Consider the following 11,693-nt stretch of genomic DNA (forward strand, 5'->3'; position numbering starts at 1 on the left):
CGGGCTGTTCGTGTTCAGGAGCGCCGTGAGGACGTCCGTCACGTCGGCGGGCAGGCTCTCGGTCACCCCGTGACCGTATCCGACCGGACGGGAGTGGATACGGTCACGAGGTGAGGGCCGGTCAGCAGCCGATCGGGGACGAGCCCACCGCCACGTCGTCGAACCACAGGGTGTCCGCCCCCGTGCCGTAGCTCTCCCAGCCCAGGCGCAGGGCCGTGGGGCGGGGCGGGGTGGTGCGGGCCAGCCACTGCTGGTCGATGTCGTGGGTGGGGACGCCGTCGGCGTGCAGGCCCGGGATCTGTTCGTCGCCGAGCCAGGTGTCGAGCTTCGGGGCCGTCGTGTCGATCGCGAAGCGCAGGCACTGCCACGTTCCCGTCGGCAGCGGGCGGCTCAGGGCCACGCCGGCCGGACTCTGCGCGGGCAGGGTGGCGTCGTCGACCTCGCGGTTCCACTGGAGGGCGCCGTTCTGGCCCCCGACGCGCAGGGTGCGGCCGTTCTGCGAGGAGTCGGGCAGGGTGACGAACGTGACGTGGGCGGCGGGGAGTGCGGTGGTGTGCCGTACCCACATGCGGACGTGCAGGACCGGGCCGACCGAGGACAGGTCCGCGGTCGAGGCGACGAAGGCGTGGTTGCAGTAGCCGACCCCGCCGTCGACCCGCAGCGACTTGCCGCCGCTGTGCGCGACCGTGGTGTCCACCGAGGCCTTGCCGGTGCCCTGGCAGTCGGGGGCGGTGAAGCGCCAGTCGCCGGAGGGCGTGGTGCCGGTCTGGTTCTCGAAGTCCGAGCAGATCACCGCGGTGCCGCACTCGGGGCTGGGCGGCGGAGTGGTGGGAGGCGGGGTCGTGGGGGGCGGCGTGGTCGGCGGCGGGGTGCCGGTGCCGCCGCAGGAGACGCCGTTGAGGGCGAAGTCGGTCGGCGCCGGGTCGGACGACCGCCAGGTTCCCTGCACGCCGAACTCCGCGGAACCGCCCGTGGCCAGCGCGCCGTTCCAGCCCGCGTCGGTCGCGACGACGGAACCGCCGGTCTGGGTGACGGTCGCGTTCCACGCCGACGTCACCTTCTGGTCGCCGGTGTACGTCCAGGTCAGACGCCAGTTGCTGACCGACGGGCCGAGGTTGGTGACCTTGATCTGGGCCGTGTAGCCGCCGGTCCACTTGTTCACGCTGTAGTCGACGCGGCAGCCGGACTCCGCGCCGCTCGCGGACATCGCCGTGAAGCCGGATGCCAGCACCACGGCGGCGGTCAGGACCGCCGTCCAGGGCCTGGCCAGTAATCGCGGGAGAGAGACGCTCACGTGTGCCTCCGGGGTGGGGGTGAGGGGGTGGGGGGGTGGGGGGGTGGGGGGGTGGGGGGGTGGGGGTGGAGGTGGAGGTGGGAGGTTGAGCGGCGGCAGGCGCCGTGGGGGGAAGTGTGGGACATGCGGAATGTCGGGAGTTTGGGAGCGCTCCCAATCACGGTCGGAGAGACGGGGCTCCAGCAGCGCCGGAGCCCCGTCGTTGTGTCAGCTGGTGGGGAAGTTGTCCGCCGTGCTGATCCGGCTCTTGATCAGCGCGCCCGACTCGGTCAGCACGCCGCTGCTGCTGTAGTCGGTGCCGTTGCAGGTGCCCGGCTTGAACGCCGCGCTGCCCTCATTGGCGTCCGAGTACGTCCAGTTCGCGTAGCCGATCTTCAGCTGGTCGAGCAGGTCGAGCCACGCGGTGCTGCTCGCGCGGTCCACCGCGCCGCCACCGGTGTAGCTCACCGTGCCGAACTCGGTGACGAACAGCGGCAGCTTCGACGCCGCCCGGCTCACCGCGGCACGGTAGTTGTCCTGGTGGCTCGCGGCGTAGAAGTGGAACGCGTACATGATGTTGGTCGCGTTCACCGGGTTGTTGATGACCTCGCTCTCGTTGGAGCCGTCGGAGACGCCCAGCGAGGACCAGCCGCGGGTGCCGACGATGATCACGGCGTCCGGGTCGGCGGCGCGGATGACCGGGATGACCTGCTCGGCGTAGTTCTTGATGGCCGTCCAGCTCACGCCGTTGGGCTCGTTGGCGATCTCGTAGATGACGTTCTTCTTGTTGGCGTTGCGGGCGGCGACGGACGCGAAGAAGGTCTTCGCGCGGTCGAGGTTGTAGTTCGGGTCGCCCGGCGTCAGCGTGTGGAAGTCGATCATCGCGTACATGCCGCGGGCCTCGGCCATGTCGACCAGGCTGTTCACCCGGGCGGTGAAGCCGGCCGGGTCGGTCTCGTAGCCCTGCTCCTGCACGTACATGGCGATGCGGAACAGGTCCGACTTCCAGTCCTTCGCCAACGCGTCCAGGGACGCGTTGTTGTAGCACTTGCTGAACCACTGGATGCCGTGCGTGCTCATGCCGCGCAGCTGGATGGGCTTGCCGTACTGGTTGCAGAGGTTGACCCCGCAGACCTTCAGCTGCCCGTTGATGCCCACCGGGGTGCCGGTCGTGGGCGGGTCGGTCGGCGGGTCCGTGGGCGGGTCGGTGACCGAGCCCGTGCAGGTCACGCCGTTGAGCGTGAAGGACGTGGGCTTCGGGTTGGCGCCTGTGAACGACCCCACGAAGCCCAGGTCGGCCGACGCCCCGGTGGCGAGCGTGCGGTTCCAGTCGACGTTGGCGGCACTGACCGTGGCCCCGGACTGGGACCAGGTGGCGTTCCAGCCCTGGACCATCTTCTGCCCGGAGTCAGGCATGGTGAACTTCAGCGTCCATCCGGAGACGGGGTCGCCCAGGTTGGTGACCTTCACCCCGGCCTGGAAACCGCCCTGCCACTGGCTGGTGACGGTGTAGTCGACCCGGCATCCGGCGGCGGCCGACGCCTCGGTGCTGGCGACGGTCATGAGGCCGAGACCTGTCGCGCCGGTCGCCAGCAAAGCCAAAAAGCGTTTCAAAGCGTTCCTCCTCGTGCGAAGCGGAAACACGCGATGGGAGCGCTCCCAAGGCCCATCGGTCCGAGACCGTACACCGGTGTGCGGAGGCGCGTATAGGCATTCGACGGACGCATTCGATGGACGAGGGCATGACAGCCCGGACGGCGGCCGGGAGGCCGGACTGCAACGGCGTCCCGTACGCCCCTGTCGAGGACACCTCGCCCCGACGCACGGGAAAAGCCTTGTCCCCGGCCCGTGTTGGGCCGGGGACAAGGCTCTTTCTCGCCAATCGGGGTGGGGCAGGGCGTGCCGCCTCGGCCCGGTCCGGAGCGGTCGGAGGCATCCCGCCTCGGCCCGGTCCGGAGCCGTCCGGGGCGCCCGCCTCAGCCCGGTCCGGGTGAGCGGTCGCGGGCCTCGTCCGCGAGGTTGCGGCCGGAGTCGCGAGCCTGGTCGGTGACCTGGCCGGCCCGGTCGCGCGCCTCGTCCTGCGTGGTCCGGGCGGCCTGCTGAGCGGTGTCCTTCACCTCGGCGGCCGCGCTCTGGGCGGCCTCCTTGGCGCCCTCCTTCAGGTGCTGCGCGGACTCGGCGGCGGCCTGCTTCACCGGCTCAAGCGCCTCTCCGCCGCGCTCCATCAGCTGGGACGCCTTCTCCTGCTCGACCTTGGAGGCGGGCAGGAGGGACGAGACCAGCAGGCCGGTGCCGAAGGCGACCAGACCGGCGGCCAGCGGGTTGCCCTGGGTCTGCCGGCGTGCCATCTCGGGCGCCTGCTGCACGGCCTGCCCCGCCTGGCCGACGGCCTCACGGGTCGAGTCGGCCACCTGCCCGGCGGTCTCGCGCGCCGAGTCGGCCGCGCGTCCGGTGCCTTCCTGCACCGAGTCGGACGCCGAGCGAGCGGTTTCGGCCATGCCGTGCGCGGTGTGCGAGGTCGTGCCCATCACGCGCTCCCGCAGGCCCGACACCGCGCCGCGCACCCGCGCCTTGCGACGGTGGACCATGCGGCGGGGGCTGGTCCGGTCGGCGAGCCGGTCCACGTCCTCGGACAGCCGGTGCCGCGTGGCCTCTATCTCGGCCCTCATTTGGTCGGGTGACGTGCCCATTCCGCGTTCTCCTTCATGGTCTCGACGGTTCGCTCGGGCTTCGGGGAGACGCTGCGCATCCGGGTGCGGCCCTGCGTGTACAGCACGGCGGCGGCGATGCCCCACAGCGCGGCGACGATCAGGGCGGCCCATGCCTCGTCCATCACGTTGGCCAGGCCGAACATCAGCGCCAGGGACAGGAACAGGAGCACCAGATAGCCGGCGAATCCCGCGCCGCCCAGCATTCCGGCGGCCTTGCCCGCCCGGGATCCCTCCTCCTTGATCTCGGCCTTGGCCAGGGCGACCTCCTGGCGGAAGAGGTCCTGGAGGTCCGAGGTCACCGTGGAGAGCAGCTCGCCGACGGACCTTTCCTGCTCCACCTGCTGCGGTTCGACCGGCCGGGACGCCGCCGGCCCGGGTGACGTCGACGTCCTGGGTGTCATCGTCGCCATCTCACGCCTCCGGGAACGGGCGGCCCACGGTTCCGGCCGGCGGGGTGCCGACGGTGGGCGGCGCGGCGGGCGGCGGGGCCGGCGGCGTCAGCGCGCCCTCGCCCGGCGCCGGGGCGACGGGAACCTGCTGCCGTCCTTGGCCGGATCCGTTCCCTCCTGATCCATTCCCCTGGGATGCGGTCTTCGCGGCCTTGGTCAGTCGGCCGACGGCCATGCCGGCCACCAGCGCGCCGCCGAGGAAGGCGCCGGGACGGCGTCGGGCGAAGCCCTGAAGGTCGGAGAGGAGTCCCTCCACGCCCTTGCTCTCCAGGTAGTCGGCCGCGCGCTGTCCCCGGTCGCCCGCCTGGGCCGCGAGGCTGCGGGCGGGCGAGTCCTTCTCGGCGTGCGCGGCCAGGTCGGAGAGGTCCCCGGCCCACTGGCGCAGCGCGTCGGCCGCGCGCTTGGCCTGTCCTTCCGCCTCGTCCTTCACTCGGCCGCGCAGGTCCTCGACGACCGTGCCGGTCTGCTTCCGCGCCTCGCCGACCACGGTCCGCGCCTGGTCCGCAGCGGTTCCGGCGACCTGGGTCGCCGCCTGCCTGGCCTGGCCGGCCGTCGCGGAGGTCTCTGCCTTGACCTTCTCTCCGGTGCTCCCGGATGGGGTGTGTACGGACTCACTCATCGGCGACTTCCCTCCATCGGATGTCCTGCGAACGGCCCCGCCCCCGCACGTACGGGAGTCGTACGCCGGGGCGGCACACAGCCGTCCGTCTCACCCCGAGTCGCCCCTTATGAGGTTTTGACACACTCCGCGGGCCGCACATGTTCGGGCCGGGCACGGGGTCGCACCACCGTCGCGCAATCGCACCGTCGCGCAGGAGGCGAAAGCCATCCCCGTCGACACCGCACGTCCCACCCCGCCCCCGACGCCGTACGCCCCCTCGCGCCGTACGTCTCACCCCCGCGCCGTCTCCGCCTCCACCTCCGCCGCCACGCCACCCGGCTTCCGCCCCGCCACCACCCGCTCCTGCCCCGCCGTAGCGGCCGACCGGCGTCCGTCCACCGCCCACGCCACTCCCGCAACCGCCAGGCCCAGCGCCGCCAGGCCCGCGCCCGCCGTCGCCGGGGACGTCGGGCCGTGACCCGCGGCGAGGGTGACGCCGCCGATCCAGGCCCCGCCGGCGTTGGCGAGGTTGAAGGCGGCCTGGTTGGCGGAGGAGGCCAGGGACGGGGCCGCGGCGGCCTTCTCCATCACCATCAGCTGGAGGGGAGAGCCGGTGACGAAGGCGGCCACACCGAGGAGAGTGACCGCGAGGGCGGCGCTCCACTGGGCCGACATCAGCACCGGGAACAGGACCAGTACGGCCATCAGCGAGACGAGGCCGCCGAAGAGGGTGCCGCGCAGGGAGCGGTCGGTGAGCCTGCCGCCCAGCAGGTTGCCGATCGTCGCGCCGACGCCGAACAGCGCGAGCAGCAGGGTCACGCTGCTCTCGGCGTACCCGGCGGAGTCGGTGAGCATCGGCGTGATGTAGCTGTACGCCGAGAACAGCGCGCCGAAGCCGGCGATCGTCGTGCCGAGCGCCAGCCACATCGGCAGGGACTTCAGGGTGGCCAGTTCGCCGCGCAGGCCGACCGTCGCGGCGTCGGGGCGGTCGTGCGGGATCAGGGCGGCGAGCGACGCGATCGCCGCGAGGCCGATGACGCCGACGGCGAGGAAGGTCGCCCGCCAGCCGAAGTGCTGGCCCATGAGCGTGGCGGCGGGCACGCCCGCGATGTTGGCGACGGTGAGCCCGAGGAACATCAGGGAGACGGAGCGGGCCCTGCGCTCGGGCGCGACCATGCTCGCGGCCACGACGGCGCCCACGCCGAAGAAGGCGCCGTGCGGCAGGCCGCTGAGGAGCCGGGCCGCCAGCAGCCAGTGGTGGTCCGGCGCGAGGGCCGACAGGCAGTTTCCGGCCACGAACAGGACCATCAGGCCGATCAGGACGGTGCGCCGCGACAGCCGGGCGGTGGCCGCGGCCAGCAGCGGGGCGCCGATGACGACGCCGAGCGCGTAGGCGGAGACGAGGTGGCCGGCGGACGGGACGGAGACGCCGAGGTCGTCCGCGACGTCGGGGAGCAGCCCCATCATGACGAACTCGGTGGTGCCGATGCCGAAGGCGCCTACGGCCAGGGCGAGCAGGGCCAGGGGCATGAGGGGGCCTTTCGAGACGTGGAGCGGTTCCGCCCAGCATATGTTCACCGACGGAACAAAGCCCCCACCTCCCGTATTCCGGCAGGTGAAGAAATGCCGTGCAGCTCGAGAATCCCCGCAGCTCCGTGCGGATTCCCACGACACCCTGCAGCTGCCTGGCCCCGTTCGGATCCCTCGGCCCCTGCAGCTCAGTGATCCCCTCGGGTCAGGAACCGTCGCCCAGATCCACCCGCGCCGCCACCGGCAGGTGGTCGCTCGGGGTCTGCGGCAGCGTCCAGGAGCTGAGCGGCTCGACGTCGCGGACCATGATCTGGTCGATGCGGGCCATCGGGAACGACGCCGGCCAGCTGAAGCCGAAGCCGCTTCCCGCCGCGCCCTGCGTGGAACGCATCTGGGCGGTCACGGCGTTGAGCGCGCGGTCGTTCATGGTGCCGTTGAGGTCGCCGAGCAGCACGACCCGGTCGATCCGCTCGTCGGCGATGGCCTCGCCGAGCGCGTCGGCGCTGGTGTCGCGTTGCCGGGCGGTGAAGCCGGCCTTCAGCTTCACCCGGACCGACGGCAGATGGGCGACGTAGACGGCGATCCGGCCCTGCGGCGTGGTGACCGTGGCCCGCATGGCGCGGGTCCAGCCGAGCTTGATGTCGACGGACCGCACGTCGCTGACCGGGTACTTGCTCCACAGCCCGACCGTCCCCTGCACCGCGTGGTACCGGTACGCCGGCTTCAGCGCCTGCTCGTACACCGGCACCGCCCCGGCGGTCAGCTCCTCCAGCGCCAGCACGTCCGCGCCGGAGGCGGCCACGTCGCGGGCGGTGCCGGACGGGTCGGGGTTGTCGGCGTTGACGTTGTGCGTGACGACGGTGAGGTCGCCGCCGGTGGCCGCCTTGTCGGTGAGCAGCCCGCCGAAGAGGTTCAGCCACACCACGGCCGGGATCAGGACCGCGACGAGGGCGGTGGCGGACCGGCGCACCAGGGCGAGCAGGAGCAGCAGCGGGACGAACAGGCCGAGCCAGGGCAGGAAGGTCTCGGTGAGGCTGCCGAGGTTGCCGAACCGGTTCGGGATGTGCGCGTGGACCAGCATCACCAGGGCCAGCAGCACCGCGACCGCGGCCAGGATCAGACCGCGCCGCCAGATCCGCGGGTCGCCGCGCCAGGCGTCGCTCACGCGCCCGACGAGGCGGGCCGCCCGCTGCCGAAGCCCGGAATCGCGCCGCTCGTGCTCCGAGCCGCCGTTGTCCGTCTCCGTCACGTACGCCTGTTGCGCCATACCGTCGCCTCGCTACCTGCCGTGCATACCGTCGTCCCCCCGTGCCTGGGTACGACCCTAGGGGATGATCGGTTCCGTTCCTGCCGTCCGGGGACGGCCGTACGGGCACGAGGACGAACTCGGCCACGCCCGCAGTTCCTGCTCCCGGCGGCGGCCACGGTGTCTGTGACGAAAGACGCACACTCCGCCCGCACTCCGCCTGCACACTCCGCCCGCATCCTCCGTCCGCGCTCATCGCGCCGATCCCTCCGGCCGGCTGACGGGGCGTAGGCCGGCGAGGAGGGTGTCGACCAGCTGCTCGGCGAGGTCCTCGGGGAGGTCGGCGTCGGGGCGCAGCAGGGTGCGCACCAGCATGGGGCCCATGACCATGTCGTGGATCAGCTCCGGGTCGACGTCGGCGCGCAGTTCGCCGTTCTCCTGGCCGCGTCGCAGCACCTCCAGGCAGCGTCGGCGGCGCGGGGCGATGACGGTGCCGTGGTAGGCGGCCCATATCTTCGGGCTGCTCTTCATCTGTGCGTGGACGTTGTGCAGGATCGTGGAGGAGCGGTTGGCCAGGCCGCGGCGGCGCTGGGTGTCGAGCAGGACGACGAGGTCGTCGCGCAGGGAGGTGCCGGGGAGCTGCGGGTCGGGGGGTTCGGCGGTGCGGACGACGTCGACGAAGAGTTCCTCCTTGCCTCTCCAGCGGCGGTAGATGGCGGCCTTGCCGACGCCGGCGGTACGGGCGATGCGCTCGATGGAGAGTTCGGCGAGCGGGACGCCCTCTTCCAGGAGTCTCATCGTGCCCTCCACGATGGCCCGTTCGACGGCCTCGCTGCGAGGGCGGCCACGGGTGGGAGCGGCGGCTTCCGGCCCGGGTCCCGTCTCGGCGAGGCGGCTCACGGCGACCTCCTCCTTCTTCTCCCGCGCTGTGGCTCGGTTTTCGGTGTTGCCGGTGCGGTGGGCGGCGTTACCGATGGGCTTTCCGGTGTGACCATGGGCTTTTCGGTGTGACCGATGGGTTTCCGGTGTACCGATGGCTTCGGGTGTCACTGATGTGCTTGTCGGTGATTTTCGCAGGCGCCGGGCCGGCGCGGGCGCTTCCCGTCACTTTTCCGGGGCCGTCGCCGTGGCGTCCGCCAACTCCCCTTCCGGTCGCGACTGTCCGGCCGTCCGGCGGCTCGGCAGGAAGAGGGCCACGACGACCGATCCGGCCAGCGCGACGCCCGCCCCGCACAGGGCCGTGAGGTGCATGGCGTGCAGGAAGGCGTCGTGGGCGGGGGCGACGAGGGCGCGGCCCTCGGGGCCGAGCCGCGCGGCGGCGGCGAGGGTGGCCTCGATGGACTCGCCCGCGGAGTGGCGCAGTCCGGCCGGCACGGGGCCGAGGTCGTCCTCGACGGCGGTGCGGTAGGCGGCGGAGAGGACCGAGCCGAGGACCGCGATGCCGAGCGCGCCGCCGACCTGGCGGAAGGTGTTGCTGAGGGCGGAGGCGGAGCCGGCCTTCTCGCGGGGCAGGGACTGCATGATGACGACGCTGGTGGGGGTCATGATGTGCGCCATGCCGGCGCCCATCAGGAAGAAGATCAGTTCCAGGATCCACAGCGGGGTGTCCGCGTCGAGCGTGGCGAACGCGGCCAGTGCCGCGGCGACGGTCAGCATGCCGGCGGTGGTGGTGGCCCGGTTGCCGAAGCGGTCGACCACGAGCCGGGCGCGCGGGGCGAAGATCAACTGGGCGACGGCCAGCGGCAGCAGGAGCAGGCCCGTCTTCAAAGGGGAGAAGCCGCGCACGCTCTGGGTGTAGAAGACGGCGAAGAACGTCACGCCCATGAGGGCGAAGAAGACCAGGGCGATGGCGCAGACGGCGGCGGAGAACACCTTGTCGCGGAAGTGGGTGACGTCCAGGGACGGATGGTCGCTGCGCTTCTCGAACAGGACGAAGGCCGTGAGGACGGCGAGCCCGGCGCCGATCGTGCCGAGCACCGTCGGGTCGCCGAAGTCGGCGAGCCGGCCGCCCTCGATCACCCCGTAGACGAGCAGGACGAGCCCGGCGACGGAGAGCAGCACGCCGACGGGGTCGACGCGGCCGGGATTCGGGTCGCGGGAGTCGGGAACCAGCCACACCATCAGCGCGACGGCGATAACCACGATCGGCACGTTGACGAGGAAGACCGAGCCCCACCAGAAGTGGTCCAGCAGTACGCCGCCGGTGATCGGGCCGATGGCGATGGCGAGGCCGACGCCGCCGGCCCAGATGCCGATGGCCTTGGGCTGCTCGTCGCGTTCGAAGACGTGCATCAGCACGGCGAGGGTGGCCGGCATCACGAACGCCGCGCCGAGACCCATCACCGCGCGGAAGGCGATCAGCTCGCCCGGCGAGCCGGAGAAGGCGGCGAGCGCGGAGCCGGCGCCGAACACGACGAGCCCGCCGAGCAGCACCTTCTTGCGGCCGAGCCGGTCGCCGAGGAGGCCGGCGCTGAACAGCAGGCCGGCGAAGACCAGGGTGTACGAGTTGATCGCCCACTCCAGCTCGCCCTGGGTGGCGCCGATGCCGGTGGGGGCCGGGGTGGCGATCGTCTTGACGGCGACGTTCAGGATCGAGTTGTCGAGCACCACGATCAGCAGGCTCAGCATGAGCACGCCGAGGATGGCCCAGCGGCGGCGGTGCACCGATTCGGGCGTGCGACGAGCGGCGGTGGCCGGTGGTGTGGTCATGTCCGCCAGCGTAGAAGAATTACGATACGAGACGGAACCGTATCGGAACTCCTTTGCTGGCTTCTTACCGTCCGACGGCCCTTCCGGAAACTGCCCGACGGCCCCGGGGCACTGCCGGCGGCCCTTGGGGACACCGACCGACGGCCACTGCGGACACCGACCGACCGCCCCGCGGACACTGTCCGAATGGCCCCCCTGGCCCTCCCTGGCACGAGGTGCCACCATGGAAGGGATCCGGGGACGCCGTCAGGGCGCCTCGAGATGACGTTAGGAGCCGTTGCAATGACGCAGCTTTCGGCTGCCCAGACCGGGCGAACGGGTCCCTCCGACGGCAGCAGGGCGCTGTACGGAGGCAAGAGCACCCGGCGTGTCACGGTCCGCGACATCGCCGCCGCCAAGGAGCGCGGCGAGAAGTGGCCCATGCTCACCGCCTACGACGCCATGACCGCGTCCGTGTTCGACGAGGCCGGCATTCCGGTGCTGCTCGTCGGCGACTCGGCGGGCAACTGCCACCTCGGGTACGAGACGACCGTGCCCGTCACCCTCGACGAGATGACCCTCCTGTCCGCGGCGGTCGTCCGCGGCACCCGGCGCGCCCTCATCGTCGGCGACCTGCCGTTCGGTTCCTACCAGGAGGGGCCGGTGCAGGCGCTGCGCTCGGCGACCCGGCTGGTGAAGGAGGCGGGCGTGCAGGCCGTCAAGCTGGAGGGCGGCGAGCGCTCGCACGAGCAGATCCGGCTGCTGGTGGAGTCCGGCATCCCGGTGATGGCGCACATCGGCCTGACCCCGCAGTCCGTCAACGCCATGGGCTACCGCGTCCAGGGCCGCGGCGAGGAGGCGGCCCAGCAGCTGCTGCGCGACGCCAAGGCCGTGCAGGACGCGGGCGCGTTCGCGGTGGTGCTGGAGCTGGTGCCGGCGGAGCTCGCGGCCGAGGTGACCCGCACCCTGCACATCCCGACCGTCGGCATCGGCGCGGGCCCGGAGACGGACGCGCAGGTGCTGGTGTGGACCGACATGCTCGGGCTGACCGGTGGCCGGGTGCCGAAGTTCGTGAAGCAGTACGCCGATCTGCGCCGGGTCATGGGCGACGCGGTGCAGGCGTTCGCCGAGGACGTCGTCGGCGGAACGTTCCCGCTGGAGGAGCACTCCGTCCACTGAGCCGTCCCGGCTTCCC

At 72.0% G+C, this 11,693-nt stretch carries 10 protein-coding genes; 1 reads left to right on the forward strand and 9 read right to left on the reverse strand.

What is annotated here, in order from left to right; translation table 11 throughout:
* Positions 1-121 precede the first annotated feature (121 nt).
* The 9 genes from ACZ6KF_RS00660 to ACZ6KF_RS00700 form a co-directional block, all read right to left on the reverse strand.
* Positions 122-1,207: a cellulose-binding domain-containing protein gene (locus ACZ6KF_RS00660; RefSeq protein ID WP_469158175.1), complete on the reverse strand. Its 1,086-nt coding sequence runs from the start codon at positions 1,205-1,207 to the stop codon at positions 122-124.
* Positions 1,208-1,501: 294 nt separating this feature from the next.
* Entirely contained in the window at positions 1,502-2,887 is a 1,386-nt protein-coding gene (locus ACZ6KF_RS00665; protein WP_469236607.1) for a cellulase family glycosylhydrolase, read from the reverse strand.
* Positions 2,888-3,249: 362 nt separating this feature from the next.
* Entirely contained in the window at positions 3,250-3,963 is a 714-nt protein-coding gene (locus tag ACZ6KF_RS00670) for a DUF3618 domain-containing protein (RefSeq protein WP_356632063.1), read from the reverse strand.
* Positions 3,939-4,394 carry a phage holin family protein gene (locus ACZ6KF_RS00675; protein ID WP_356632065.1) on the reverse strand — a complete coding sequence of 152 codons (456 nt, stop codon included), beginning with the start codon at positions 4,392-4,394 and terminating at the stop codon, positions 3,939-3,941. The genes ACZ6KF_RS00670 and ACZ6KF_RS00675 overlap by 25 nt, the downstream gene beginning before the upstream one ends.
* A 1-nt stretch (position 4,395) precedes the next feature.
* Entirely contained in the window at positions 4,396-5,052 is a 657-nt protein-coding gene (locus ACZ6KF_RS00680) for a hypothetical protein (protein ID WP_356632067.1), read from the reverse strand.
* Positions 5,053-5,325: 273 nt separating this feature from the next.
* Positions 5,326-6,564: an MFS transporter gene (locus ACZ6KF_RS00685; protein WP_356632069.1), complete on the reverse strand. Its 1,239-nt coding sequence runs from the start codon at positions 6,562-6,564 to the stop codon at positions 5,326-5,328.
* Between the two features lie 205 nt (positions 6,565-6,769).
* On the reverse strand, positions 6,770-7,831 hold the full coding sequence (locus tag ACZ6KF_RS00690; protein ID WP_356632071.1) for an endonuclease/exonuclease/phosphatase family protein: 1,062 nt from the start codon (positions 7,829-7,831) through the stop codon (positions 6,770-6,772).
* A gap of 231 nt (positions 7,832-8,062) precedes the next feature.
* Positions 8,063-8,710, reverse strand: coding sequence for a TetR/AcrR family transcriptional regulator (locus ACZ6KF_RS00695; protein ID WP_356632073.1), 648 nt, complete (start codon positions 8,708-8,710; stop codon positions 8,063-8,065).
* A 204-nt stretch (positions 8,711-8,914) separates the two neighbouring features.
* On the reverse strand, positions 8,915-10,519 hold the full coding sequence (locus tag ACZ6KF_RS00700; RefSeq protein WP_469236610.1) for an MFS transporter: 1,605 nt from the start codon (positions 10,517-10,519) through the stop codon (positions 8,915-8,917).
* Positions 10,520-10,801: 282 nt separating this feature from the next.
* Here ACZ6KF_RS00700 and panB point away from each other — a divergent pair, with 282 nt between their 5' ends.
* Positions 10,802-11,677: a 3-methyl-2-oxobutanoate hydroxymethyltransferase gene (panB, locus tag ACZ6KF_RS00705; protein ID WP_356632077.1), complete on the forward strand. Its 876-nt coding sequence runs from the start codon at positions 10,802-10,804 to the stop codon at positions 11,675-11,677.
* Positions 11,678-11,693: the final 16 nt, after the last annotated feature.

The sequence above is a fragment of the Streptomyces sp. NPDC046379 genome (assembly GCF_055587785.1).

What these genes read in the sequence shown, in the direction of transcription:
- ACZ6KF_RS00660 (WP_469158175.1), bottom strand. Translation starts at nt 1,207, where the DNA reads ATGTCCGCGAGCGGCGCGGAGTCCGGCTGCCGCGTCGACTACAGCGTG.
- ACZ6KF_RS00670 (WP_356632063.1), bottom strand. Translation starts at nt 3,963, where the DNA reads ATGGGCACGTCACCCGACCAAATGAGGGCCGAGATAGAGGCCACGCGG.
- ACZ6KF_RS00675 (WP_356632065.1), bottom strand. Translation starts at nt 4,394, where the DNA reads ATGGCGACGATGACACCCAGGACGTCGACGTCACCCGGGCCGGCGGCG.
- ACZ6KF_RS00680 (WP_356632067.1), bottom strand. Translation starts at nt 5,052, where the DNA reads ATGAGTGAGTCCGTACACACCCCATCCGGGAGCACCGGAGAGAAGGTC.
- ACZ6KF_RS00685 (WP_356632069.1), bottom strand. Translation starts at nt 6,564, where the DNA reads ATGCCCCTGGCCCTGCTCGCCCTGGCCGTAGGCGCCTTCGGCATCGGC.
- ACZ6KF_RS00690 (WP_356632071.1), bottom strand. Translation starts at nt 7,831, where the DNA reads ATGGCGCAACAGGCGTACGTGACGGAGACGGACAACGGCGGCTCGGAG.
- ACZ6KF_RS00700 (WP_469236610.1), bottom strand. Translation starts at nt 10,519, where the DNA reads ATGACCACACCACCGGCCACCGCCGCTCGTCGCACGCCCGAATCGGTG.
- panB (WP_356632077.1), top strand. Translation starts at nt 10,802, where the DNA reads ATGACGCAGCTTTCGGCTGCCCAGACCGGGCGAACGGGTCCCTCCGAC.